This window comes from Nonomuraea turkmeniaca (genome assembly GCF_005889735.1).
Taxonomy (GTDB): domain Bacteria; phylum Actinomycetota; class Actinomycetes; order Streptosporangiales; family Streptosporangiaceae; genus Nonomuraea; species Nonomuraea turkmeniaca.
In genome coordinates, this window is sequence record NZ_VCKY01000023.1 from 30245 (window position 1) to 54462 (window position 24218).

The following is a 24218-nucleotide window of genomic DNA, read 5'->3' on the forward strand; positions in this document are numbered from 1 at the left end:
TCGGCCTATCTTCGGAGCAGCCTTGAACCATCCCCCCGTCACCCTTCCACGCCTCACCGCGCTCGCCCGGCAGGCGGCCCCCAAGTTGCTCGAGGCCGTCGTGGCGCCACTGGCGGTCTTCTACTTGGTCTTGGTCGTCCTCGGACCCAAATGGGCGATCGTCGCGACCGTCGCCTGGGTCTATCTCGGCGTGGCGTGGCGGCTGGTCAGACGGGTCAAGGTGCCCGCGACGATGTGGCTGGCCTCGCTCGCGATCACGATCCGCGCCCTGGTGTCGTTCTGGACGGGGTCGTGGCTGTGGTTCTTCATCCAGCCGGAGATGGGCACGATCTGCCTCAGCATGGTCTTCCTCGCCTCCGTGCGGCTGAACAAGCCGCTCGTGCAGAAGCTCACGCTCGACTACATCCACCTGCCGTCGGCGGTGCTCAAGCATGAGCGGATCCGCAGGTTCTTCGCCAGGATCACACTGCTGTGGGCGTTCGTGCTGCTGACGAACTCGACGGTGAGTATCGCCCTGGCGATCTACGAGTGGCTGGCCGGGTCGCTGGGCGCGTACATGGTGCTGCGGACCTCAGCGGTGGCCGTGATCAGCGGTCTGGCGATCACCTTCTCGATCTTCGCCTTCAAGCGGGTGCTGCACCGGCTGCACGTGGCCCACGCCTGACCGCTCGGCCAGCAGGAACGCGCCGCACATCCCCATCACGAGGCCGGTCAGCAGGTCGAACAGCTCCACCAGGTCCGCCGCTCCCGCGCCGGACCCGCCGCTGAGCGGCCCGCCCACCGATCTGACGATCATGGCGTAGAGCCCCCACCCGAACAGGGAGCCGGAGCCGAGCCAGGCCACCACCAGCGGGCCGGGGCTGTGCCGCCTGACGAGCACCACGAGCGCGGCGGCCCCGGCGATCGCGAGCAGACCCTTGAAGCCGTTCTGCAGAGCCGGCGCGGGCTCCGCGCCGAACGTCCAGACCAGCCGGGTGCCGCCGATCACCGTGGCCACCAGCAGCGATCCCCAGGCCACGACCTCCTGGAACGGTCGGGTCGGGCCTGCCGAGACGGAGCGCGTGGACACCATCGCCCGCCAGCGCTCGCGTACAGGGCGAAGGCCGTCATGAGCCCCACCCCCTGACCCATGAACCCGCCGTAGACCATCAGGTAGACCCACGCCTGGATCGGTCCGCCGCTGAACACCTCCAGGCCGGACGCCACCACGGCCAGTGGCGCCGTGGCGACCACCACCGACAGCAGGCCTGTGCCGACCCACAGCGGCAGCAGCACGAGCCAGGCAGGCAGCCGCATCCCCCACCGCATGGTGAACGCCAGCGCCAGCACGAGCCCCACGGCGTCCATGCCGAACGTCATCGCGTTGAGCCCGACCATGGCCGGATCGCTCATCAGCGACGGATCGGCGACCCCGACGGAGCTGCCGGTCAGCCAGAGGACCTTCAACGTCAGGTACGGCACCATGGCGGCGATCGCGATGATCGCGGCCGTGATGCGTCCTATTCCCGCTCTCCGTTCATTCATGACCCGAGCGTCGCGCGCCGGGCGCCCGGTCCCCTCCCGAGCGGCGGGGATCCTCCTCCCCTGTACGGGGGAGCTCGACGGCCAGCTCGAAGCCGCCCTCGGCCGGCCCGGCGGTGAGCGTGCCGCCCACCAGGCGTACGCGCTCCCGCAACCCCGCCAGCCCCAGGCCGCCGGATCGGACGCTGGGACGGGAGCGCGGCGGTCCGTTGCGCACGGTCACGCGGTGCGGCGTGATCGTGACCCGCACGGTGGCCCCGGGAGCGTGCTTGGCGGCGTTGGTGAGCCCTTCCTGCACCACGGCGTGCGCCAGGCCCGGCACCGATCCCCCGGCCAGGTCGAGGGTGATCGCCATGCCCGAGTCCCTGGCCCTCCGCACCAGCTCGGCCACGTCCTCGTCCACGGGCGACAGCGGCGGCGCGTCGGAGTCCTCCCGCAGGAGCCCGATGATCTGCCGTAACCGGTCCGTGGCGTCCGCCGCCGCCACCCGCACCTCCCCCGCCGCCTTGGCCTGCGCGGCATCGAGGCCGGGAGCCAGCTCCAGCCCGGCGGCCCGCACCGCGATCAGGGCCAGGTCGTGGCCCAGCGAATCGTGCATGTCCCTGGCGATCCTGGCCCGCTCCCGCAACCGCGCCTGCGCCTCGGCGGACAGCCTGGCCTGCAGCCGCTGCTGCAACAGCCCCCGCCGCAGCAGACCCAGCGAGTACGGCACCAGGTAAGTGCCGATCAGCCCGGTGACCATGGACACCCACAGGGCCAGATCCCCGTCCATCGCCAGCACCACGCCCACACCGACCGCCGCGATCAGCCCGAACGCCGCGAGCGCCGGCCAGGCCCTGAGCAGGCGCCGGCCCGTGAGGTAGGCGTACCACATGATGAACGGCGAGGTGGACAGGAGCGGGAGGATCTTCACGCCGCGCCTTGGCACCAGCCAGCTCAGGTCCACGGTGGCGAACCCCTCGGTGAACCGCCAGGGCCCGAGCGGCAGCAACAGCACCAGCGCGGCCAGCGGCCACCGCCGCCCGACCAGCACCGCCACCCCGGCGAGCGCCATCCGGGGCACGGTCACCATGCTGAACGCGGCCGGATCCTTGACGGGGTCGGGCCCCACGGCGGCGATGAAGACGCCGAAGAAGACCCAGAGCAGCAGGTCATAGACCACCTGGCGGCGGCTCCCCCTGCGTAGCTGACGCATCACGGCTCCGACGTTATCCGCCGCCGGTCGGTGCATGCCCTCCTCCAAAGGCAGGGGACGACCCTGACGAAAGACAGGGGAGGAAGTGCCCTCACCCGGCGAGGGAGTGCCGCATCTGGCGACCGAGCCCGCCGAACGGAGTGAGGCCATGAACAGGTGGGGGCGAGGACACTGCTGGGGTAGAGCTAGCCCCACCCCGAAAGCGCCTACCTCCACTCCTGTGTCCCGCTGCCCGAACGGGTTGGATCGATGGTGTCACCCGGAGGTCGCGTCCCCCACCCCGACCAAAGTCGGGGGTGGTGCCTGCCGATCGTCCGATGTGCCATGACCTGCGGAGTTTCTACCTTCAAGGGGTAGCGGCCCTGACCCGCATAAGGGATGGGTCCGCGTTCGACCCGGGGCATCCCCGATGTCCCGGGACCGCTCATACCGAGACGCTGTGTGAGTGCCCTAAAGATCGGAGTACACGCTCATGTCGCATGCCATCCTCGACCTGGTCCAGCAGGCCATGTCGTCACCCTGGTTATACGTGGCGCTGTTCGCCCTGGCCCTGCTCGACGGGTTCTTCCCGATCGTGCCGGCCGAGACGTCGGTGATCACGGCGGCGGTCTTCGCCGCGTCCGGGGAGACGAACCTGGCCCTGGTGATCGTGGTCGCGGCACTCGGCGCGTTCGCGGGTGACCACATCTCCTATCTGATCGGCAACAAGTCCGGCGGCCGGCTGCGGAACAAGAAGGCGTTCGTCTGGGCACGCGACGCCCTGGCGGAGCGGGGTGGGCTCGTCCTGGTCGTGGCCAGGTACATCCCGGGAGGGCGGACCGCGACCACGCTGACCATGGGCGCGGTGCGTTACCCGCTGCGCTCGTTCACGTTCTTCGACACGCTCGCGGCGAGCTCGTGGGCCGTGTACTCCGGCCTGATCGGTTTCTTCGGCGGGATGGCGTTCGAGAACGACCCGATCAAGGGTCTGCTGCTGGGCCTGGGCATCGCGGTGTCCATCACGGGAGTGGTGGAGCTCGTGAGATGGCTCAGGAAACGACGCGCCATCCAAGCTTCTCCGGAACGTCTTCCAGCGGACACGTCCGTTTGACACAACCTGGCAACCATCCGTCTGAAAGGAGTGCTGATGACTGTGCTGGCCGCGGCGATCGCCCTGGTCGGTTCGCTGTTCTTCGCGCTCGGAGCCGCCCTGCAGCAGTTCGAGGCCGTGGGCTCGACCAAGCCGGGGCTGCTCGCCCTGCTGCGGAAGCCGCGCTGGCTGCTCGGCGGCGTGTCCATCCTGGCGGGTGGCGGCCTGCACATCGTCGCACTTGGACTCGGCCCGCTGACCATCGTCCAGCCGATGGGCGTGGCCAGCCTGCTCTTCGCCCTCCCGCTCGCCGCCACCCTGCACGGGCGCAAGCCCTCCCGGCAGGAGCTGGGCGCGGCGGCGGTGGTGGCGGCCGGGCTGATCCTCCTGGTGCTGATGGTCCCCGAGTCGGAGGGGCCCACGCGCCTCGACCCGAACGGCGTGCTCACGCTGCTGGGGGTGTCCGGCGTCGCTGCGGTGCTGCTGTGGGCCGGCTCCCGGGCGGTCTCGCCAGCGGGCCGGGCGGCCCTGCTGGCGACCAGCTCAGGCGTGCTGTACGGCGCCACCGCCACGCTCATGCGGGTCCTCGTGGACGGCACGTGGAACTGGTGGTATCTGCTGGCGCTGCCGGTGCCCGCCCTGCTGGCGCTGGTGATGTTGCAGCGGGCCTACGCCGTGGGCCACTTCGGCGTCTCCTTCGCCTCGCTGCAGATCGCCGACCCGCTGACCGCGGTGGCGTTCGGCGCGCTGCTGCTCGGCGAACCGCTGCCGACCGGGATCGCACCGATCGCGGCGGCCGCGCTCACTGCCGCGGGCACCGTCGCCCTGGCTCGCACCAGCCCCTTGGAGGCCCGCAACGAGCTCGCCTGATCTCCTACCACGCTCGTCGTCCCCCGTTCTTCTTCCGGTCCTCCCCCAGCCGGGTTCCCGTGTGAATTTGGAGTCAACGTCATGGCCATGCCCCTGCACAGCGTCACCGACCGTGCCGACCTCGCCGCCGCGCCCGTGCGCCAGCGCCGCGTGCTGATCTCGACCGATACCTATCCCCCCGACGTGAACGGCGCCGCGTACTTCACTCACCGCCTGGCCACGGGCCTGGCCGCGCGCGGCAACGAAGTGCACGTGGTCTGCCAGTCCGACCTCGGCCCGGCCAGCGCCGACGTGGTGGACGGCGTGATCGTGCACCGGCTGCGCTCAGCCCCGATCCCGGTCCACCCCGCCATGCGGTTCACCGTGCCGACCCGGCTCGACCGGCTGGTCGCCGACATCCAGCCCGACGTGCTGCACACCCAGGGCCACTTCGTGGTCGGCCGGGCCGCGATCGCCGCCGCCCGCCGCGCCGGCGTGCCCGTCGTGGCCACCAACCACTTCATGCCCGACAACCTCTTCCAGTTCGTTCGCATCCCGGACCGGCTGCGGGCCAAGGCGGGCCGGCTCGCCTGGCGAGACTTCAACCGGATCTTCAACCGGGCCGACCACGTCACCACGCCCACCCCGCTGGCCGCCAAGCTCCTGGCCGACCAGGGGTTCGCGCATGACGTCGAGCCGGTGTCCTGCGGGATCGACCTGGGCAGGTTCCACCCGCACGCCGAGCCCAAGGCGTGGGCGCGCAAGTTGTTCGCCCTGCCCGACCGGCAGACGATCCTGTTCGTCGGCCGCCTGGACGAGGAGAAGCGCCTCGACGAGGTGATCCGCGCGCTGCCCCTCGTGCTCAATGAGGCCGACGCCCAGGTGGCGCTCGTCGGCAAGGGCAACCAGCGGGGCGAGCTGGAGAAGCTGGCCAAGCGCATCGGGGTGGCCGAGCGGGTGTTCTTCCTCGGCTTCGTGCCCGACGAGAGCATGCCGCAGGCGTACGCCGCCGCCGACGTGTTCGCCATGCCGGGCATCGCGGAGCTGCAGAGCATCGCGACGCTGGAGGCCATGGCCACGGGCCTGCCCGTGGTGGCCGCGGATGCGATGGCGCTGCCGCACCTGGTGGACGGCAACGGCTACCTGTTCCAGCCGGGCGACGTGGTCGCGCTGGCCCGGCACCTGTCCGGCATCCTGACCGACGACGATCTGCGGGCCAGGCTCGGCAAGGCCAGCAGGGAGCTGGCGCTCACCCACGACGACCAGTCGTCGCTGGCTCGGTTCGAGAAGATCTACGACGAGGTGGCGCGATGACCCCACGGCAGAGCTTCTGGGGCACCTTAGTCGGCACGGTGGTGTCGGTGTGCGCGCTGGCGTACGCACAGGTCGCCCTGCCCGCTCAGCCACTGCTCAGCGACTACGCGCTCGTCTCCGGCGGACTCGTGCCGGTGCTGATCGGGATGCTGGCGCTGGCGGGGGCGTGCCTGTGTCTCGCGTACGGGCTGGCGGCGGTCGAGCCGTCGCGTACGGCGGCCACCCGGGTGCTGCTGCTGGCGGGGGCCGCCGGGCTGATGATGAGCGCGATCTTCCCCACGGATCCGGGCACGTCGCAGGTCGGCTCGCTCTCCGGCGAGATCCACCGCTGGTCGGCTGCGGTGGTGTTCACGTCGCTGCCGGTCGCCGGCTGGACCCTGGCGAGAGGCCGGGCCGCGGCGCCCCGCTGGAACGCGGTGCGCGCCATGAGCATGACCGCGGCGGTGACGCTGGGGGTGTACCTGGCGGCGCATCCCGCGTCCATCACCTCGCCGCTGATCAACGGCGTCGCCTACTACGGGGCGCTCGAGCGTGCCGTGGTGCTGGCCGAGATGGTGCTCGTCACGGTGATGGCACTGGCGTTCGCCACCGGACGACGCTCCGCGATGGCCACAGGGGCCGCGCCGGCGAAGCCCGCCGCCGAGAGCGCCGGGCCCGAGCAGGAGCGGCTCGCCGCCTGACCCGGCACACTTCGACCGCCGTCGAAAGGACTGCCTTCTACCGTGGGTTCCATGCTCGTCACACGCCATGCCGAAGCCCGGTCGGTCCTCGATGACACCCGATACGTGCCGCCTCCCGTGCCTCAGGACGGGCGGGAGGGGACGCTCGCCTGGCTGCGGGCGCACGTGTCGCGCTTCAGCAGCGGCGACACCCACGCCGGGCGCCGCCACGCCGTCGTCGAGCGGCTGGCCGCACTGGACCCCGCCGAGCTCCGGTCCGCGGCCAGGGCCATGACCCTGGAGCGGGGCGGCGAGTGGCGGGGTGTGCCGACGGAGGTGCTCGGGGCCGCCCTCGGCGTCAAGGACACTGCCGCCGTCCCCGCCGCCGCGAGCGGCTACCTGTCGGGCGAGGGCGGCCCGGAGGCCGACGCCGCCGTCGCCGAACTGCTCGGCCAGGCCGACCTCCCGGCCGTCACGCTGCTGCTACAGGCCTACGCCGCCACCGAGGGCCTCATCGAGAACGCACTGCGGCACGCCACCGCCGGCGTCGACGTCGAGGCGCTGCTGCACGAGACGCTCAGGCATGACCCGCCCCTCAAGGCCACCCGCCGGCTGGACACCCGCACCGGCGCCGAGGTGACGATCGACCTGGCGGCCGCCAACCGGGATCCCGCCGTGTTCGCCGAGCCCGACCGGTTCGACCCGTCGCGCGACCGGACCCCGCACCTGACCTTCGGCCACGGTGTCCGCCCCTGCCCCGCGCCCGACCATGCGATCGCCCTGGCCGCCGGCGTGCTGGAGGCCGTGCACATGGCCTCGCTCTGTTCGACGGCTCGGTCGCCGGGCGACGGCACTTCCTCGCGGGCTGTGGACTTTCGCGACCTGCACCGTCCCGGTGACCCGTTGCTCCTGCCCAACGCGTGGGACTACGGCTCGGCCGCCGTCCTCGCCGCGCAGGGGTTCCCGGCGATCGGCACGACCAGCCTCGGCGTGGCCGCCGTGTACGGCAAGCCGGACGCGGCCGGCGCCACCAGGGCCGAGACGATCGAGCTGGCGGAGTCGCTCAAGGATCTCGGCATCCTGGTCACCGTGGACATCGAGGGCGGCTTCAGCGATGACCCGGACGAGGTGTCCGACCTGGTGGCGAGCCTGGCCGCACTCGGCGTGGCCGGCGTCAACCTGGAGGACGGCCGCCCCGACGGCACGCTGCGCCCGATCGAGTCGCACCAGCGCATCATCGAGGCGGCCAAGGGTCACGGCGTGTTCGTCAACGCCCGCACCGACACGTGCTGGCTGCGGACCGGTGACACCCGCGAGCGGGTCCGGGCGTACGGCCACGCCGACGGGATCTTCGTACCCGGACTGAGCGACCTCGGCGAGATCGCGGAGGTGGCAGCGAGCACGCCGTTGCCGCTCAACGTGCTGTACCAGCCGGGCGGCCCCACGATGGCCCAGTTCGCCGCGGCCGGTGTGGCCAGGGTGAGCACCGGCTCGCTGCTGTACCGGGCGGCGATCCAGGGTGCGCTGACGGCGGTGCTCGGCATCCGCGGCGAGCCCGCACCCAGGATGCCCACCTACGCGGAAACCGCCGCGTTCTTGCCGCAGCCGCGATAATCGACGCATGCGCTTCCAGATCCTCGGACCCACCGCCGCGCTGGGCGAGGACGGCCGACCCGTCGCGCTCGGCGGGCCCCGGGTGCGTGCCCTGCTCACGCTGCTCGCCCTGCACGCCGGGCGCATCGTGGGCGCGGAGCAGCTCGTGGACGGCATGTACGGCGCTTATCCCCCCGAGGGCGTGGCCAACGCGCTGCAGTCGCAGGTGTCCAGGCTCCGCCGGGTGCTGGGCAAGGACCTGGTGGAGTTCCACCCGGCCGGATACCGGCTGGTGGCCGACCCGCAGGACGTGGACGCGCGCCGGTTCGAGCAGCTCGCCCAGGCGGGCAGGCAGGCGCTGCAGGGCGGCGACCCCGAGCGGGCGGCCGCGTTGCTGGGTGAGGCGCTGGAGTTGTGGCGGGGAGCGCCGCTGACGGACGCCCCGTACGCCGAGGCCGCCGCGACCGCGCTGGAGGAGCTGCGGCTGGCCGCCACGGAGGACCGCGTGCAGGCCGACCTGGACCTGGGCAGGCACCGGGAGCTGGTCGCCGAGCTGAGCCAGCTCATCGCCGCCCACCCGCTGCGCGAGCGGCTGCGGGCCCAGCTCATGCGTGCCCTGTACGGCAGTGGCCGCCAGGCCGAAGCGCTGACCGTCTACGACGAGACCAGGAAGATCCTGGACGAGGAGCTGGGCGTCGATCCGGGGGCGGAGCTGGCCGCCGCGCACCTTGCCGTGCTCCGGGCCGATCCGGCGCTCGGCGCCCCCGCGGCCAGGACGGCAAGCCAGCAGCGGCAGGGGCTGCGGGCCCAGCTCACCAGCTTCGTCGGCCGCGCCGAGGAGCTGGCGCACGTGGGCGAGAGGTTACAGGCCGGCCGGCTCGTCATGTTGATCGGCCCGGGTGGCGCCGGCAAGACCAGGCTCGCCATCGAGGCAGCCCAGCACGAGCCGGGCGACGTCTGCTTCGTGCCGCTCGCACCAGTCTCCGACGACGCGGACGTGCCCAGGGCCGTGCTGGCGGCGCTCGACATCCGCGACCCCTTGCTGCACACGGCCGACCGGCCGGCCGTGGACCCGGTCACGCGGCTGGTCACCGCGCTCGCCGACCGCAAGCTGCTGCTCGTGCTGGACAACTGCGAGCACCTCATCGCGGCCACCGCCGAGCTGACCGACCTGCTGCTCGCCTCCTGCCCCGGGCTGCGGGTGCTGGCGACCGGACGGGAGGCGCTCGGCATCACCGGCGAGTCGATCCTGACCGTGGCGCCGCTGCGGCTGCCGCCGCCCGAGGCGGACGACCCACTGGACTACCCGGCCGTCCGGCTGTTCGCCGACCGGGCCGCCGCGGTCCAGCCGGGTTTCGCCCTGCACGGGGAGAACGCCGCGCAGGTGGTGGGCATCTGCCGGGCGCTCGACGGGCTGCCGCTGGCCATCGAGCTGGCCGCGGCGCGGCTGCGTACGCTGTCGGTGTCCGACGTGGCGGCGCGGCTGGACGACCGGTTCAGGTTGCTGACGCGCGGCAGCCGTACGGCGCTGCCGCGCCACCAGACGTTGCGCGCGGTCGTGGCGTGGAGCTGGGACCTGCTGGACGAGAGCGAGCAGCGGCTGGCCAGGCGGCTGAGCGTGTTCGCGGGCGGCGCGCGGCCCGAGGCCGCGGAGCGGGTGTGCGGGCTGCCGGAGGACGTGCTGTTCTCGCTGGCGGAGAAGTCGCTGGTGGAGGTGGTGGGCGGGCGTTACCGCATGCTGGAGACGATCAAGGCGTACTGCGCCGAGCGGCTGGCCGAGTCCGGCGAGGTGGACACGGTGCGGGACGCGCACGCCGCGTACTACCTGGACCTGGTTCTGGCCGCCGACGCGCGGCTGCGGACCCGCGAGCAGATGGAGTGGCTGGCCAGGCTGGACGAGGAGAGCGACGACGTCAACGCGGCCCTGCGCTGGGCCACCGAATCGGGACGGGTGGGGACGGCGCTGCGGCTGCTGGCGTACACCGCCTGCTACTGGTACATGCGCGGCAACCGTGTGACCAGCGCCAATCTGGCCGCCGCCCTGCTCGCCAGACTCGGCTCCGGCCCTCCCGAGGGCCTGGAGGAGGAGTACGTCATGTGCGTGCTCGTCACCGGCTGGCAGGGCGAGGCCGACGATGAGTTACGCGACCTGATGGCGGCGGCCAGGGGGCTGCTGGCGTGGAACCACCTGCCGATGCGGGTGGAGTTCCTGATGATGCTGCTGTCGATGTACTCAGGGCCGCCCGACGACTTCAGCGAGGCCTACGAGGTGATCCTCCACTCCCTGCCGGCGCTGCCACCCTGGCAGGCGGCGCTGTCCTACGCGGGCGCGGCGTTCGTGCTCCAATCGCTCGGCCGGGAGGAGGAGGCCGTGGACCACTTCGGGCGCAGCCTGGCCGCGTTCAAGGCCATCGGCGAACGCTGGGGGATCGTGCTGGTGTTGTCCGGGCTCGGCGCCCTTCACCAGGAGCGGCGCGACTACCCGACGGCGTACGCGCTGGCCGACGAGGCGTTGGCGATCGCCCGCGAGCTGGGCGCCAAGACCGAGATCGCCGAGGCCCTGTGCCGGCGCGGGGACGCCCTGCAGTGCCTGGGCGATCCGGCCGGAGCTCGGGCGGACTACACGATCGCGGTCGATCTGTCACGCAGGAACGGGTCCATGGAAACCGCCGCGTGGGCGCAGCTCGGCCTGGGCGAGGTGGCGCTGGCCGGCGGGGATCTGGAGGAGGCGCGTGCCGTGCTGATCCAGGCCCGCGACGAATGCCCGGAGGACTGGTACAGCGCCGCGGACACCCGCACCCGCATCGACGCGGCGCTGACCGAGGTCAGCAGGGCGGTCAGCGAACGGTAGGCCCGCGGTCAGGGGTCCGCTGGACGGTGGGACCATGATCAACGCTCGCGCAAAGAACAAATGGTCCTGCCTGGCGATCGCGTGCTTGGCCACCCTGCTGCTCTCGCTCGACCTCACCGTCCTGCATCTCGCCCTGCCGAGACTGGTGAGCGACCTCGGCGCGACCTCCACGCAGCTGCTCTGGATCGGCGACATCTACGGCTTCGCGCTCGCCGGCCTGCTCATCACCATGGGCAACCTCGGCGATCGCATCGGCCGCAAGCGCCTGCTGCTGATCGGCGCGGTGGCGTTCGGCGCGGCCTCGGCCGTGACGGCGTACGCGCCCAACGCCGAGCTGCTGATCGTGGCAAGGGCACTGCTCGGCGTGGCCGGCGCCACGATCATGCCGTCGACCCTGTCGATCATCAGGAACGTGTTCACCGAGCCCGGCGAACGCACCGCGGCCGTCGGGATCTGGAGCGGGATGAGCGCCGCGGGCTTCGCCGTGGGCCCGGTGGTCGGCGGGCTGCTGCTCGACCACTACTGGTGGGGCTCGGTGTTCCTGATCAACGTGCCGATCATGCTGCTGGTGCTCGTCGGCGGCGTCATGGTGCTGCCGGAGTCTCGCAACCCGGACGCGGGCCGGCTGGACCTGGTCAGCGTCGTCCTGTCGTTCGCCGGCGTGGTGGCGGTCGTCTACGCGATCAAGGAGGCCGCGCACAGGGGCATCGAGCACACCGACGTACTGGTGGCCGGTGTGGGCGGGGTGGCGCTGCTGGCGTTGTTCGCGTGGCGGCAGACCAGGCTGGCCGAGCCGCTGATCGACGTGCGGCTCTTCGCCCGCAGGGCGTTCACCGCGTCCATCGTCACGAACCTGCTGGCGATCTTCGCGATGTCGGCCATGATGTTGATGTTCGCCTGGTACCTGCAGCTCGTGCTCGGCTGGTCGCCGCTCCAGGCGGGGCTGGCCCAGCTGCCCGGCGGCCTGAGCGGCGCGGTCGGCGGGGTGCTGGCCGCCAAGCTGATCCCCCGCATCGGCAGGAACGGCGTGGTCGCGCTCGGCCTGGCCATGAACGCCGGCTCGTTCCTCTACTACAGCACGCTCGGCCTCGAACTGAACTACCTGACGCTGCTGCCCGTCATGGTGATCGGCGGCGTCGGCATCGGGTTCGCCTTCACGGTCAACAACGACAACGTGCTGGCCACCGCGCCCAGGGATCGCGCGGGGGCGGCGGCCGCGGTGTCGGAGACGGCGTTCGAGCTGGGCGGGGCGCTCGGCATCGCGATCCTGGGCACCGTGCTGACCAGCGCTTACCGTGCCAACCTGGAGCTGCCGGCCGGGGTTCCCGGCGAGGGCGCCAGGGAGTCGATCGCCGGGGCGGTGCGTACCGCTGCGGAGCTGCCTTCCGAGCAGGCCGGGCCGCTCATGCGGGCCGCGCAGACGGCGTTCATCGAGGGGCTGCACGTCACCGCGCTGGTCACGGGGGCGCTGCTGGCCCTGGTCGCGGTGCTGGCGCTGGTGGGGCTGCGCGGCGTGCCGAAGGAGATCCCCGAAGAGGTCCTGGCACGAGCGTGACCGGCAGCCTCAGGCGACGGGATTGGTCGGGCAGGGACGGGTGATGGTCGGGGCGAGGGCGTCGAGGCGGGCGCCGATCATCCTGGCCACCCCCTCGATCGTCTCGATGCCCGTCCCCTCCCCCGGCTGCTGATCCGTCTGCACGGAGAGCAGCAGATCCCGCCCTGGGCCCACCACGCGGCCGTAGCTGGTGACGGCCCACGTGTTGTGGATGAACGGCCGCGGTGTCCACCCGTTCTTCAGTGCCACCCGGTCCCCCGGCCGGGCGGCGGCGCTGACGCCCCAGGCCTGATCCTTCTGCACCCGTCCCATCAGCCCGAGCACCAGCCGCCGATCCGCGGCGCTCAGCCCCTTGCCGCCCTGAACCAGCACCTTCAGCAGGCGGATGCGGTCGGCGGGGCTGGTGTTGGTGCCGCCCCAGAACCGGCTCGGCCCCGGCGTGGTCTCCCGCAGCCCGGCCCGGTCGTAGAAGGCGCTCATGGCGCCGCCCCCGCCGACCCGGGACCACATCGTGTCCGCGGCCCTGTTGTCGCTCTCCCTGATCATGCGGTCGGCCAGGTCCCGCTCGCCCTCGTCCAGCCCGCCGGAACGGCGTGCCAGCAACGCCGCCAGGATGTCCACTTTGGCGCCGCTCGCGGTGATCATGTCGTGCTCGTGCGCTCCCTGCCCCAGCGTGACACCCGTGACGAGGTCGTGGGCCGCGTAGACCACCCGTCCCGGGCGCCCGCGCACGTACCGGGAAAGATCGCGGAGGAGCCGGGCGCGGGCGGCGGTGCCCGCCCGCGCGTCCGGAAATTTCAGGACACACCGTGCCACCTTGACCGGAGCCCTCGCCGCGGCGGGCACGATCGGCGCCCGCTCGGTCCCGCATCCCGCCACCAGCGTCAGCCCGGCCCAGGCCACCCATATCGCACGCATCCGCAAACCCCCCGCGATCTCATCGGGGGTCGGCAGCATCCTGCCCTCAGGTCACGAGTCGAATCCCAGCCCCATCCGGTCGAGCGCGCGCAGCCACAGGTTGCGCTTGCCCTGATGCTGGTCGGCCTGGGCGATCGACCAGCGGGTGACCTGGATCACCCCGGACCGCACGGGCTCGGGCGGGAACGGGATCGGCTTCTCCTGGACCATCCGCAGCTCGGTCCGCTCGGTACGCTCGCCCGACAGCAGGTCGAGCATGACGTTCGCGCCGAACCGGGTGGCCCCGACTCCCATGCCGGTGTAGCCGGTGGCATAGACCAGCCGCCCGCCGTGCGCCTGGCCGTAGAAGGCGCTGAACCGGCTGCAGGTGTCGATCACACCGCCCCACCGGTGCGTGAAGCGCACCTCGGCGAGCTGCGGGAACGTGTCGTAGAAGTGCCCCGCGAGCTTGACGAACGTCTCGTCGCGCTGGTCGTACTCCGGCTTGACCAGGCCGCCGTTGTAGTAGACGGCGTCGTAGCCGCCCCACAGGATGCGGTTGTCGTCGGTGAGCCGGTAGTAGTGGAACCGGTTGGCCGAGTCGCCGACGCCCTGCCGGTTACGCCAGCCCACCTGGGCGAGCTGCGCGTCCGTCAGCGGCTCGGTCATGAGCGCGTAGTCGTACACGGGGACCACGAAGTGCTTGAGCCGCCGCAGCAGGGGCGGGAACACGCCGGTGCCCAGCGCGACCTTCGGGGCGGTGACCGAGCCGTACGGGGTGTGCAGCGTGATCATCGTGCCGTCGTCGCGCAGCGAGCGGACCGGGCTGCGCTCGTGCACGCGGACGCCGAGCCGCAGGCACGCCTCCCGCAGCCCCCACGCCAGTCGCGCCGGATCGAGCATGGCGCAGCCGCTGCGCTCCCAGAGCCCGCCCAGGTAGGTCGGCGAGTCGATCTCGCCTCGCACCTGCTCCTGGTCGAGCGGCACGTAGTCGAGCCCGAGCTCGGAGATCAGGTCCAGGTGCTCGTTGAGCCCGTCGAGCTGCCACGGCTCGGTGGCCACGTGCAGCTCGCCGGTGCGCTCGAAGGAGCAGTCGATGTCGTGGCGCTCCAGCGTGCGCTCGATCTCGTCGAGGTTCTCCACCCCCATACGTTCGAGCCGGTCGATCTCGTCCGGCCACCGCTCCAGCCCGTTGGCCAGGCCGTGGGTGAGCGTCGCCATGCAGAACCCGCCGTTGCGGCCGGTGGCCGCCCAGCCGATCCTGCGCCCTTCGAGCAGGACGACGTCCAGCGAGGGGTCGCGTTCCTTGGCCATCAGGGCGGTCCAGAGCCCTGAGAAACCGCCGCCGACCACGACGAGGTCGGCGCTGGTGTGCTGGTCGAGCCGCGGCTGCGGCTCGGGTCTGGCCGGGTTGTCCAGCCAGTACGGCTTGCGCTCCGCATCAGCAAGCGCCTTCAGCGGATCCACAAATCCCACATCCCTACAGAAGGTCAGGTACGGCGCCTTGCCGCGACCGCGTTGCCGATCGCGATCAGCACCCCGATGCCGAAGATCAGCGTACCCATGACGTTGACCTGCGGCGGGATTCCCGTCTTCACGGCGCCGACGATCCACAGCGGGAACGTGACCGTCGAGCCGTTGACGAAGCTGGTGACCACGTAGTCGTCGATGGACAGCGCGAACGACAACATGGCTCCGGCCAGCACGCCCGGCATGATCGACGGCAACGTCACCTGCCGGAACGTCCCCCACGCCGTGGCCCCGAGGTCCCTGGCGGCCTCCTCCAGCGACGGGTCGAGCGTGACGACCCGCGCCCGCACGGTCACCACCACGAACGACAGCGAGAACAGCACGTGCGAGATGATGATCGTGTTGGCGTCGCGCGGCACGTTCCCCGAGACGAAGAGCGACAGCAGCGACGCCCCCATGACCAGCTCGGGCGTGGAAATCGCGGCGAAGACCAGGAAGTTCGTGACCCCCTTGCCGCGGAAGCGGTGCCGGCCGAGCGCCAGCCCGAGCATGGTCCCGATCACCACCGTGATGATCGTGCTGACGGCCGCGATGACCAGCGAGTTGCGCAGCGCCACCGTCAGGTCGGAGATGTCGAAGAGCTCGGTGTACCAGCGCAGCGTGAAGCCCTGCCACGTGGTGTTGGACTTGCTCTTCTTGTCGTTGAACCCGAACAGGATCATCACGGCGATCGGCGACGACAGCCAGACGATGACCAGCCACGTGTACGCGTGGAGCAGCTTGTCCCCGAGCCTCGTCCTCGCGCTCATCGGGCCGCCGCCTCGAGGACGTTCTCGGTGCCGAGCGCCCTGGCGTAGATGAAGATGCCCACGAGCAGCACCGCCATGAGCGTGAACGACAGCGCCGAGGCGGTCGGGTAGTTGAGGTTGGTCAGGTATTCGGTCTGGATGATGTTGCCGATCATCGTGTTCGCGGTGCCGCCGAGGATGGCCGCGTTGATCGGGTCGGCCGTGGCCGGCACGAACGTCATCAGCACTCCGGCGAACACGCCCGGCAGCGACAGCGGCAGGACCACCCGCCGGAACGCCCCCACGCGGGTGGCGTACAGGTCCTGCGCCGCCTCCACCACCCTCGGGTCCACGCGTTCGAGCGACACGTAGATCGGCAGGATCATGAACGGCAGGAAGTTGTACGTCAGCCCGCCCACCACGGCGACCGTCGTGGCCAGCACGTGGAAGTCGTCGGGCAGCAACCCCCACCCCTTCAGCGTGCCGAACAGGATGCCGTTGTCGGCCAGCAGGAAGTTCCACGAGATCGTCCGCAGCACGAACGACACGAAGAACGGCAGCAGGATCAGGAACAGGTACATGGACTTGCGCCGGCCGCCCTTGAACGCGATCCAGTACGCCACCGGGTACCCGATCACCAGCATGGCGACGGTCGCCATTCCGCCGTAGAACAGCGAGCGGACCAACTGGGTGCTGTACCTGCCGAGCGCGTCACTGTAGTTGGAGAAGCTGAACGTCATGGCGAAGCCGTCGATGGCGTTGCCCGTCTGCAACGACACCGACGCCATCGCCACCATGGGCACGACCAGGAAGATCGCCAGCCACATCCAACTCGGCAGCGCCAGCAGGTAGGGAGTCAGCCGCCGCATCGGGCTACGCCTGCGTGATGGACTGGAAGATCGGGTTGAAGACCTGCTGCGTCTGGTTGGTCAGCGGCGTGTAACCGCGGAGCTTGGCGTAGTCGGCCTCGGTCGGGAACATGGGCGGGCTGTTGACCATGTCCTCCAGCGCCTTCTTGTCCTCGCCCTTGGCCGTCGCGGCCTTCTCCCTGAGCAGGTCCTGCACGGCCGGGACCGGGGTGACGTACTGGATGAACTCGTCCAGCTCGGCGGCCACGGCCGGCTGGTAGAGGTAGTCCATGAGCATGAGCGCGTCCACCGGGTTGGCGGCGCCCTTCGGGATGAGCATGTTGTCGGTCCAGATCGTGCCGCCCTCGTCGGGCACCACGAACTTGACGGGCTCGCCGGCGAGCTGGCGCTGGAAGACGTCGCCCGACCAGGCCATGGTCAGCCAGACGTCGCCCTTGGACACGGCATCGATGTAGCTCTGGTCATAATATTTCCGGACAATTCCGGCGTCGCGCTGCTCCTTGAGCTTGTCCCCGGCCTTGCGCCAGTCCGCCTCGGTCGACTTCTCCGGGTCGATGCCCAGGGCGAACATCCCGAAGTTCCCGATCTCCTGGGCGTCGGCCATCATGCCGACCCGCCCCTTGTACTTGGGATCGAACAACGCCTGGATGCTGGTGATGTCTTCCTTGACGTACTTGGTGTTGTACGCGATGCCGGTCACGCCGGACGTGTACGGGATCGTGTACTTGTTGCCCGGGTCGTAGGACCGTTCCTTGTACTTCTGCCCGGCGTTGGCCGCGAAGTTCGGCAGTTTGGAGTGGTCGAGCGGCACGCAGTAGCCCAGCTCGATCATGTGCTGGAGCTGGATGCCGTTCGTCATGACCACGATGTCGTAGCCCAGCGACTGCCCGGCGCGCAGCACGGGGTCGGCCTTGCCGAAGAACTCGGCGTTCTCCTGGATGACCTCTTTGTACTCGTACGAGATGCCGGTGGCCTGCTGGAACGCCTTCAGCGGCGCCTGATCCTCGGGCATGTACTCGGGCCAGTTGGCGAAGACGACCTTGCCGTGCTTGGTCTGCTTGGACCAGAAGTCCTGCACGGCGTCGGCCTTGGGCGGTGCGGCCTTCTGACCCTGCACGCCGCAGGCGGCGAGGGCGAGTCCGGCGGCGGAGAAGCCGGCGATCCTGAAGGCGTCACGACGGGTGTGGAGACGGGGGTTCATGAGGTGCTGTCAACTTCCAATCACGTACGAGTGCTGCGCCTGCCAGGACAGCCACACGGAGTCGCCCCGCTCCGCCGTGGCCATGGCATCAAGCGCGTTCTGCTGGAAAACCGTGATGATCGTGCCGCCGCGAGCGGCGGCACGATCATCACGGTTGCCGTGCTGTGTTTGATTTGCGCCCTCGCTACGCTCGGTCGCGTCGGCCCCGTCAGCGAGGCTCACGGCGTAACTGTTGTAGGTCCCCAGGTAGACCACCTCGGCCACCGTGCCGCGGACGGCGCTCAGACCGTTCGACGGCTCCTCCGTGCCGATGGTGATCTTCTCGGGGCGCACGGTCACCCGCACGTCACCCTCGTGGCCGGGCACCAGCACCCGGCCTCCGCCGATCTTCAGCTCCCCGCCCGTGGCCGATCCCGCCAGCAGGTTGGAGGTGCCGATGAAGCCGGCCACGAACGCGGTCGCCGGCCGCTCGTAAATCTCGCGCGGCCCCGCGAGCTGCTCGACCAGGCCGTCGTTCATGACCGCGATGCGGTCGCTCATGGTGAGCGCCTCGTTCTGGTCGTGCGTGACGTACACGAACGTGATGCCGACCTCGCGCTGAATGCGCTTGAGCTCGATCTGCATGGCCTGGCGCAGCTTGAGGTCGAGCGCGCCGAGCGGCTCGTCGAGCAGCAGCGCCCGCGGCCGGTTGACCAGGGCCCTGGCCAGTGCCACCCGCTGCTGCTGGCCGCCGGACATCTCGCGCGGCCGGCGTTTCTCCCTGCCGGTCAGGTCGACGATCTCCAGCATCTCGCCGACCCGACGCTTGATCTCATCCTGCGGCGTCTTACGCTGCTTGAGCCCGAACGCCACGTTGTCCCAGACGCTCATGTGCGGGAAGAGCGCGTAGGACTGGAAGACCATGTTGACGTCGCGCTTGTTCGGCGGGACGTTCGTGACGTCCTGGCCGTGCAGCTTCACCAGGCCCTTCGACGGAGCTTCGAAGCCGGCGATCATCCGCATGGTCGTGGTCTTGCCGCAACCGGACGGGCCGAGGAGGGAGAAGAACTCCCCCTCGGCGATGTCCAGCGAGACACCCTTGACCGCCTGGACCACCTCGCCGTGCGAGAGGTATTCCTTGACGACGTTCTCTAGCTCGATGGCACTGGTGGTCATCGTGGGCTATTCACCGATGTAGTGCATGACGTGCTTGACCCTCGTGTAGTCGTGCAGGCCGAAGACCGACAGGTCCTTGCCGTAGCCCGAGTGCTTGAAGCCGCCGTGCGGCATCTCCGACACGAACGGGATGTGGGTGTTGACCCAGACCACGCCGAAGTCGAGCCGGTTGGACATGCGCATCGCGCGGCCGTGGTCGGAGGTCCAGACCGAACTGCTCAGGCCGTACCTGACGTCGTTGGCCTTGGCGAGGGCGTCGGCCTCGTCGCTGAACGTCTGCACGGTGATCACGGGCCCGAAGACCTCGTTCTGCACCATCTCGTCGTCCTGCTTGAGCCCGTCCACGATCGTCGGGGCGAAGAAGTAGCCCTTGTCGCCGACCCGCTGCCCGCCGGTGAGAACCTTGGCGTGGGCGGGGACCCGCTCGATGAAGCCCTGGACCTTGGCCAGCTGGTTCTCGTTGTTGAGCGGCCCGTACAGCGCGTCCTCGTTGTCGAGGTCGCCGGTCACGGTGCCGGCCGCGGCCTCGGTCAGCGCGGCCACGAACTCGTCGTGCACGCTCTCCTGCACCAGCACCCGGCAGGCGGCGGTGCAGTCCTGGCCGGCGTTGTAGAGGCCGGCGGTCGCGATGTCGGCGGCGGCCTTGCGCAGGTCCTTGACGTCCTCGAAGACCACGACCGGCGCCTTGCCGCCGAGCTCCAGGTGCACCCGCTTGAGGTCGTCGGCGGCGGTCTTGGCCACGGACATGCCGGCGCCGACCGAGCCGGTGATCGCGACCATGGCCGCCGTCAGGTGGCTCACCACGAGCGAGCCGGTCTCGCGGTCGCCCGTGACGACGTTGAAGACGCCCGCGGGCAGCACCTCGCCGATGATCTCGGCCAGCTTGAGCGTGGAGACCGGGGTGGTGTCGGACGGCTTGAGCACCACCGTGTTACCGGCCGCGAGCGCCGGGGCGATCTTCCAGACTGCCATCATCATCGGGTAGTTCCACGGCGTGACCTGGCCGACCACGCCGATCGGCTCGTGCCTGATGACGCTGGTGTGATCGGCGAGGAACTCACCGGCCGTGGGGCCCTCGAGCGTGCGGGCCGCGCCCGCGAAGAAGCGGAAGTGGTCGCCGGCGATCGGCGTCTCGTCCTCGGCCATGCGGGCGCGCGGCTTGCCGGTGTTGCGGCACTCGGCCTCGTTGATCTCGTCGGCCCGCGCGTCGATCGCATCAGCGACCTTCAGCAGCAGGTTGGCCCGCTCGCCCGGAGTGGTCCTGCCCCACGAGTCGAACGCGGCGGCCGCGGCGGCAAAAGCGGCGTCGACGTCATCCTGGCCGGAGACCGGGGCCTGAACGTAGGCCTCGCCCGTGCACGGATCGATGATGTCGGAGAATCGGCCGCTCTTGGCGTCCACGAACTCACCGTTGATGTAGTTCTGCAGACGGGTGGTCAACGTCTGACCTCCTCGTGAGTGAGCTGAGATGCCGCGACTCTTACAGAGTGGAAGCATCCGGACAAGGGATTTCGTGGTGAAGATATCAAATTGCTACGAATTCGCTTGACAGACTGCCGAGAACTGACAACATGTCGCACCAGGACGGCAATCCAGCGGGAACGCCCCCGTAACGCCGGACCGCTAGGAGGATTCCTCTCGATGACGACGCCGCCCCGCGTACGCCGCAACAACTCGAGCGCTGGTCCCGTCGTGCTCGACGATCTGTCCAAACAGATCATCGAGCAACTCCAGCACGACGGGCGCATGCCGTACGCGGCGATCGGCAAGGCGGTCGGCCTGTCCGAGGCCGCGGTACGCCAGCGCGTGCAGCGGCTCCAGGACGCCGGCGTCATGCAGATCGTCGCGGTCACCGACCCGCTCACGCTGGGCTTCCCCCGGCAGGCGATGATCGGGGTCAACTGCGAGGGCGACCTGGAGTCGGTGGCGGACGAGCTGGCGGCCATCGAGGAGATCGACTACGTGGTCCTCACGGCGGGCTCGTTCGACGTCATCGTCGAGGTGGTGTGCGAGGGCGACGGGCACCTGCTGGAGATCCTCAGCAAGATCCGCGCCATCCCCGCCGTACGGGCCACGGAGTCGTTCGTGTACTTGAAGCTGCGTAAGCAGACGTACTCCTGGGGCACCCGCTAACCGATCCTCGCGACCGCGCGGACGGGCGCCCCGTCGGCTCCCGCGAGCCGGATCGGGAACATCGAGACCTCGATCCGCCTGCCCCGCGCGTCCAGGAGCCGGTCGAGCCCGGTCAGATTCTCAGCGATGACGGCATGTGCACCGCACAACACCCGATGCGCCGGGAAGTCCTCGGCGGGCGTGGGGTCCACGCTCAGCGCGTCGATCCCGACGGTCCTGACCCCGCGCTCGACGAGCAGCGCCGCAACCTCCTGGGTGAGGAATGGGTGCGCCTGGTAGGCGTCCGTCCCCCAGTGGACCGACCACCCGGTGGCGACGAGCACGATCGGAGTGGTGACGTCCTGGAAGGCCGCCGCCGGGATCGGCGAGCGCGGTGCCAGCCCTCGGACGTCCACCACGTCGGCGGGCCCGTGGAAACGGGACAGCGGCAGCTCGTCCAGCGTGGGCAGCGAGTCGTCGATGTGGAACGGCGCGTCCACGTGTGTGCCCGACTGCGAACCCAGGTGCAGCCCCAGCACGTTGACGCCGTCCTGGGCCACGGTGAGCGCCGGGCCGACCGAGACCTCCGGATCGCCCGGATAGACTGGCATCCCGGTCTCGATCGGCACCGACAGGTCGACGAGCTCCATCAGGTGACCGGCTCGGCCGCTGTGGCGTCGACGATCGGCAACACCGGCGTGTCGGCGGACCGGACCAGCCGCGGCCCCTCGGGCCCGTAGACCTCCCGCGGCTCGGGGGATACGGCCAGCAGCGCCAGGTAGAGCAGCCCGGCCGCGGCCAGGCCGAGCGGCAGGGAGATGTCGATGCCGCCGGCCAGGTCACCGAGCGGCCCGACGAACTGCCCCGGCAGATTGACGAACATCAGCGCCAGCCCCGCCGACACCAGCCAGGCGCCCACCCCACGCCAGTTCCAGCCGTGCGTGAACCAGTAACGGCCGCCGCGCTGGCGCCGGTTGAAGACCTGGAGCGCCTCCGGGTCGTACCAGCCGCGCCGGGTCACATAACCCAACATCATGATCACCATCCAGGGCGCCGTGCACGTGATGATCAGTGTCGCGAACGTCGAGATGCTCTGGGTGAGATTCGCGGCGAACCGGCCGATGAAGATGAAGACGATCGACAGCGTGCCGATGAACACGGTCGCCTGCACACGCGAGAACCGGGTGAAGACGCTGGAGAAGTCGAGCCCGGTGCCGTAGAGCGAGGTCGTGCCCGTGGACATGCCGCCGATGAGCGCGATCAGGCAGACGGGCACGAAGTACCAGCCCGGTGAGACGGCCAGCAGGCCGCCGACGTAGTTGGGCGCGGCCGGGTCCACGTATTCGGCGGCCTTCGTCGCGATGATCGACGCCGTCGCCAGGCCGAAGAAGAACGGCAGGATGGTGGCGATCTGCGACAGGAACGCGGCGGCCATCACGCGGGAGCGCGGCGTGTTCGACGGGATGTAACGGGACCAGTCACCGAGAAACGCGCCGAACGACACCGGATTCGACAACACGATCAGCGCGGCGCCGATGAACGACGGCCAGAACAGCGGGTCACCGACCGGCAGCGTGCCCGGATAGGACGGGTCGAAGTCGCCCGCGAAGGCGAACACCCCCAGCACGAACAGCAGCGACGCCGCCGCCACCGCGATCTTGTTGACGAAGAGCATGAACCTGAACCCGTACACGCAGACGACGAGCACGAGCACCGCGAAGATCCCGTACGCGACGCCGTAGGACAGGTCACTGTCCGGCAGCCCGACCAGCCGGTGCGCGCCACCCACCAACGCGTCGCCCGACGACCACACCGAGATCGAGAAGAACGCGATCGCGGTCAGCAGCGACAGGAAGGAGCCGACGATCCGCCCGTGCACGCCGAGGTGGGCCGACGACGACACGGCGTTGTTGGTCCCGTTGAGCGGCCCGAACAACGACAGCGGCGCCAGAATGAGGGCCCCCACCACCAGCCCGAGCACGGTGGCCGCCAGCCCCTGCCAGAACGACAGACCGAACAGGATGGGGAAGGCCCCGAGCACGCAGGTGGCGAAGGTGTTGGCGCCGCCGAACGCCACCCTGAACAGGTCGACCGGCCGCGCGGTGCGGTCGGCGTCGGGAATGCGCTCGACCCCGTAAGTCTCGATTTCGGTGATGCCGCTCATGTCCGCTTCTCCTGCATCGCTAGCAAGCTGACGAGGTCGTACGCCACGTGGGAGGCGGCGATCGAGGTGATCTCCGCGTGGTCGTAGGCCGGCGCCACCTCGACCACGTCGGCCCCGACCAGATTGCATCCGGCCAGGCCACGCAGGATCTCCAGCAGTTCCCGGCTGGTGAGCCCGCCCGCCTCGGGAGTCCCCGTACCGGGGGCGTGCGCGGGATCGAGCACGTCGATGTCGACGGAGACGTACAGCGGCCGGTCGCCGACCCGCTGCCGCAACACGTCGATCACCTCGTCCAGCCCGCGCCGCAGCACGTCGGCCGCGGTCAGGATGCCGAACCCGAGCCGCCGGTCGTCCTCCAGATCCTTCTTGCCGTACAACGGCCCCCGGATCCCGACATGGCTGACGCCCTCGGTGTCCAGCAGCCCTTCCTCCACGGCCCGCCGGAACGGCGTCCCGTGCGTGTACTCGGCCCCGAAGTAGGTGTCCCACGTGTCGAGGTGCGCGTCGAAGTGCAACAACGCGACCGGCCCGTGCTTCCTGGCGGCCGCCCGCAACAGCGGCAGCGCGATCGTATGATCGCCCCCGATGGTGACGAGCTTCGCGTCGATCCCCTCCGCGGCTCCCTCGATCGCCTCAATGGCCGCACCGACATCGAAGGGATTGGCCGCGATGTCCCCAGCATCGGCCACCTGCGCCTGCTCGAACGGCGAGACGTCCAGCGCCGGGTGGTAGGGCCGCAGCAGCCGCGACGCTTCCCTGACAGCGGCCGGCCCGAACCTGGCGCCGGGCCGGTACGAGACGCCGGCGTCGAAGGGCACTCCCACGACGGCGACGTCGGCCTGCTCCACCTGATCGAGGCGCGGCAGGCGGGCGAAGGTGGCGGGCCCCGCGAAACGCGGGACCTTGGAGGAGTCGACGGGGCCGATAGTCATGTCGGCCAGTGTTCGTCATGCTTC

At 70.3% G+C, this 24218-nt stretch carries 22 protein-coding genes; 9 read left to right on the forward strand and 13 right to left on the reverse strand.

Annotated elements, in window-relative coordinates; translation table 11 throughout:
- Nucleotides 1–22: 22 nt before the first annotated feature.
- Entirely contained in the window at nt 23–664 is a 642-nt protein-coding gene (locus ETD86_RS09635; protein WP_138665762.1) for a VC0807 family protein, read from the forward strand.
- Here ETD86_RS09635 and ETD86_RS09640 read toward each other — a convergent pair.
- Genes ETD86_RS09640 through ETD86_RS09650 form a run of 3 tightly spaced genes read right to left on the reverse strand, consistent with a single transcriptional unit; the run spans nt 572 to nt 2716 of the window.
- Nucleotides 572–1018 (reverse strand): hypothetical protein, encoded by a 447-nt coding sequence (locus ETD86_RS09640; RefSeq protein ID WP_138665763.1) that lies wholly within the window; start codon nt 1016–1018, stop codon nt 572–574. The two genes, ETD86_RS09635 and ETD86_RS09640, sit on opposite strands and share 93 nt — an antisense overlap.
- Entirely contained in the window at nt 985–1524 is a 540-nt protein-coding gene (locus ETD86_RS09645; protein WP_138665764.1) for a hypothetical protein, read from the reverse strand. The genes ETD86_RS09640 and ETD86_RS09645 overlap by 34 nt, the downstream gene beginning before the upstream one ends.
- Complete coding sequence (locus ETD86_RS09650; protein WP_246147817.1) at nt 1517–2716, reverse strand: sensor histidine kinase; 1200 nt, start codon at nt 2714–2716, stop codon at nt 1517–1519. Before ETD86_RS09650 ends, ETD86_RS09645 begins: the two co-directional genes overlap by 8 nt.
- A 472-nt stretch (nt 2717–3188) precedes the next feature.
- Between ETD86_RS09650 and ETD86_RS09655 the strand changes: the two genes are divergently transcribed.
- The 7 genes from ETD86_RS09655 to ETD86_RS09685 all read left to right on the forward strand — a co-directional run bounded on the left by ETD86_RS09655 (nt 3189) and on the right by ETD86_RS09685 (nt 12606).
- Nucleotides 3189–3806 (forward strand): DedA family protein, encoded by a 618-nt coding sequence (locus ETD86_RS09655; RefSeq protein WP_138665765.1) that lies wholly within the window; start codon nt 3189–3191, stop codon nt 3804–3806.
- Nucleotides 3807–3842: 36 nt separating this feature from the next.
- Nucleotides 3843–4655 (forward strand): DMT family transporter, encoded by an 813-nt coding sequence (locus ETD86_RS09660; RefSeq protein ID WP_246147810.1) that lies wholly within the window; start codon nt 3843–3845, stop codon nt 4653–4655.
- Nucleotides 4656–4736: 81 nt separating this feature from the next.
- Nucleotides 4737–5948, forward strand: coding sequence for a glycosyltransferase (locus ETD86_RS09665; RefSeq protein ID WP_138665766.1), 1212 nt, complete (start codon nt 4737–4739; stop codon nt 5946–5948).
- Entirely contained in the window at nt 5945–6628 is a 684-nt protein-coding gene (locus ETD86_RS09670) for a DUF998 domain-containing protein (RefSeq protein WP_138665767.1), read from the forward strand. Before ETD86_RS09665 ends, ETD86_RS09670 begins: the two co-directional genes overlap by 4 nt.
- Nucleotides 6629–6679: 51 nt before the next feature.
- Nucleotides 6680–8221 (forward strand): isocitrate lyase/phosphoenolpyruvate mutase family protein, encoded by a 1542-nt coding sequence (locus tag ETD86_RS58020; protein ID WP_246147812.1) that lies wholly within the window; start codon nt 6680–6682, stop codon nt 8219–8221.
- Between the two features lie 7 nt (nt 8222–8228).
- Nucleotides 8229–11051 (forward strand): AfsR/SARP family transcriptional regulator, encoded by a 2823-nt coding sequence (locus ETD86_RS09680; RefSeq protein WP_138665768.1) that lies wholly within the window; start codon nt 8229–8231, stop codon nt 11049–11051.
- Between the two features lie 34 nt (nt 11052–11085).
- Nucleotides 11086–12606, forward strand: coding sequence for a DHA2 family efflux MFS transporter permease subunit (locus tag ETD86_RS09685; RefSeq protein WP_138665769.1), 1521 nt, complete (start codon nt 11086–11088; stop codon nt 12604–12606).
- Nucleotides 12607–12615: 9 nt separating this feature from the next.
- On the opposite strand, the gene ETD86_RS09690 is transcribed toward ETD86_RS09685, so the two are convergent.
- From ETD86_RS09690 to ETD86_RS09720, 7 genes are read right to left on the reverse strand one after another with little or no spacing between them, the layout of a single operon-like run.
- Nucleotides 12616–13524 (reverse strand): serine hydrolase, encoded by a 909-nt coding sequence (locus ETD86_RS09690; RefSeq protein WP_170222970.1) that lies wholly within the window; start codon nt 13522–13524, stop codon nt 12616–12618.
- A gap of 51 nt (nt 13525–13575) precedes the next feature.
- The gene (locus ETD86_RS09695) at nt 13576–14970 is read right to left on the reverse strand and encodes an NAD(P)/FAD-dependent oxidoreductase (protein WP_138665771.1); all 1395 of its coding nucleotides are present in this window, start codon (nt 14968–14970) and stop codon (nt 13576–13578) included.
- 23 nt (nt 14971–14993) lie between these two features.
- Complete coding sequence (locus tag ETD86_RS09700; protein WP_138665772.1) at nt 14994–15782, reverse strand: ABC transporter permease; 789 nt, start codon at nt 15780–15782, stop codon at nt 14994–14996.
- Entirely contained in the window at nt 15779–16630 is an 852-nt protein-coding gene (locus tag ETD86_RS09705; RefSeq protein ID WP_138665773.1) for an ABC transporter permease, read from the reverse strand. The genes ETD86_RS09700 and ETD86_RS09705 overlap by 4 nt, the downstream gene beginning before the upstream one ends.
- Before the next feature lie 4 nt (nt 16631–16634).
- Nucleotides 16635–17831, reverse strand: coding sequence for a polyamine ABC transporter substrate-binding protein (locus tag ETD86_RS09710; protein ID WP_138665774.1), 1197 nt, complete (start codon nt 17829–17831; stop codon nt 16635–16637).
- Nucleotides 17832–17840: 9 nt separating this feature from the next.
- Complete coding sequence (locus tag ETD86_RS09715) at nt 17841–18986, reverse strand: ABC transporter ATP-binding protein (RefSeq protein WP_138665775.1); 1146 nt, start codon at nt 18984–18986, stop codon at nt 17841–17843.
- 6 nt (nt 18987–18992) lie between these two features.
- Nucleotides 18993–20426, reverse strand: a complete 1434-nt coding sequence (locus ETD86_RS09720; RefSeq protein ID WP_138665776.1) for a gamma-aminobutyraldehyde dehydrogenase — start codon at nt 20424–20426, stop codon at nt 18993–18995.
- 201 nt (nt 20427–20627) lie between these two features.
- Here ETD86_RS09720 and ETD86_RS09725 point away from each other — a divergent pair, with 201 nt between their 5' ends.
- The gene (locus ETD86_RS09725; RefSeq protein WP_138665777.1) at nt 20628–21119 is read left to right on the forward strand and encodes an Lrp/AsnC family transcriptional regulator; all 492 of its coding nucleotides are present in this window, start codon (nt 20628–20630) and stop codon (nt 21117–21119) included.
- Here the strand turns inward: ETD86_RS09725 and ETD86_RS09730 are convergent.
- From ETD86_RS09730 to speB, 3 genes are read right to left on the reverse strand one after another with little or no spacing between them, the layout of a single operon-like run.
- Nucleotides 21116–21748, reverse strand: coding sequence for a cyclase family protein (locus ETD86_RS09730; RefSeq protein WP_138665778.1), 633 nt, complete (start codon nt 21746–21748; stop codon nt 21116–21118). The two genes, ETD86_RS09725 and ETD86_RS09730, sit on opposite strands and share 4 nt — an antisense overlap.
- Nucleotides 21748–23262 carry a purine-cytosine permease family protein gene (locus tag ETD86_RS09735; RefSeq protein ID WP_138665779.1) on the reverse strand — a complete coding sequence of 505 codons (1515 nt, stop codon included), beginning with the start codon at nt 23260–23262 and terminating at the stop codon, nt 21748–21750. The genes ETD86_RS09730 and ETD86_RS09735 overlap by 1 nt, the downstream gene beginning before the upstream one ends.
- Nucleotides 23259–24194: an agmatinase gene (gene speB / locus ETD86_RS09740; RefSeq protein WP_138665780.1), complete on the reverse strand. Its 936-nt coding sequence runs from the start codon at nt 24192–24194 to the stop codon at nt 23259–23261. Before speB ends, ETD86_RS09735 begins: the two co-directional genes overlap by 4 nt.
- Nucleotides 24195–24218: the final 24 nt, after the last annotated feature.

What these genes read in the sequence shown, in the direction of transcription:
- ETD86_RS09645 (WP_138665764.1), bottom strand. Translation starts at nt 1,524, where the DNA reads ATGAATGAACGGAGAGCGGGAATAGGACGCATCACGGCCGCGATCATC.
- ETD86_RS09650 (WP_246147817.1), bottom strand. Translation starts at nt 2,716, where the DNA reads ATGCGTCAGCTACGCAGGGGGAGCCGCCGCCAGGTGGTCTATGACCTG.
- ETD86_RS09655 (WP_138665765.1), top strand. Translation starts at nt 3,189, where the DNA reads ATGTCGCATGCCATCCTCGACCTGGTCCAGCAGGCCATGTCGTCACCC.
- ETD86_RS09660 (WP_246147810.1), top strand. Translation starts at nt 3,843, where the DNA reads ATGACTGTGCTGGCCGCGGCGATCGCCCTGGTCGGTTCGCTGTTCTTC.
- ETD86_RS09665 (WP_138665766.1), top strand. Translation starts at nt 4,737, where the DNA reads ATGGCCATGCCCCTGCACAGCGTCACCGACCGTGCCGACCTCGCCGCC.
- ETD86_RS09670 (WP_138665767.1), top strand. Translation starts at nt 5,945, where the DNA reads ATGACCCCACGGCAGAGCTTCTGGGGCACCTTAGTCGGCACGGTGGTG.
- ETD86_RS58020 (WP_246147812.1), top strand. Translation starts at nt 6,680, where the DNA reads ATGCTCGTCACACGCCATGCCGAAGCCCGGTCGGTCCTCGATGACACC.
- ETD86_RS09680 (WP_138665768.1), top strand. Translation starts at nt 8,229, where the DNA reads ATGCGCTTCCAGATCCTCGGACCCACCGCCGCGCTGGGCGAGGACGGC.
- ETD86_RS09685 (WP_138665769.1), top strand. Translation starts at nt 11,086, where the DNA reads ATGATCAACGCTCGCGCAAAGAACAAATGGTCCTGCCTGGCGATCGCG.
- ETD86_RS09690 (WP_170222970.1), bottom strand. Translation starts at nt 13,524, where the DNA reads ATGCGTGCGATATGGGTGGCCTGGGCCGGGCTGACGCTGGTGGCGGGA.
- ETD86_RS09700 (WP_138665772.1), bottom strand. Translation starts at nt 15,782, where the DNA reads ATGAGCGCGAGGACGAGGCTCGGGGACAAGCTGCTCCACGCGTACACG.
- ETD86_RS09705 (WP_138665773.1), bottom strand. Translation starts at nt 16,630, where the DNA reads ATGCGGCGGCTGACTCCCTACCTGCTGGCGCTGCCGAGTTGGATGTGG.
- ETD86_RS09710 (WP_138665774.1), bottom strand. Translation starts at nt 17,831, where the DNA reads ATGAACCCCCGTCTCCACACCCGTCGTGACGCCTTCAGGATCGCCGGC.
- ETD86_RS09715 (WP_138665775.1), bottom strand. Translation starts at nt 18,986, where the DNA reads ATGACCACCAGTGCCATCGAGCTAGAGAACGTCGTCAAGGAATACCTC.
- ETD86_RS09725 (WP_138665777.1), top strand. Translation starts at nt 20,628, where the DNA reads ATGACGACGCCGCCCCGCGTACGCCGCAACAACTCGAGCGCTGGTCCC.
- ETD86_RS09730 (WP_138665778.1), bottom strand. Translation starts at nt 21,748, where the DNA reads ATGGAGCTCGTCGACCTGTCGGTGCCGATCGAGACCGGGATGCCAGTC.
- ETD86_RS09735 (WP_138665779.1), bottom strand. Translation starts at nt 23,262, where the DNA reads ATGAGCGGCATCACCGAAATCGAGACTTACGGGGTCGAGCGCATTCCC.
- speB (WP_138665780.1), bottom strand. Translation starts at nt 24,194, where the DNA reads ATGACTATCGGCCCCGTCGACTCCTCCAAGGTCCCGCGTTTCGCGGGG.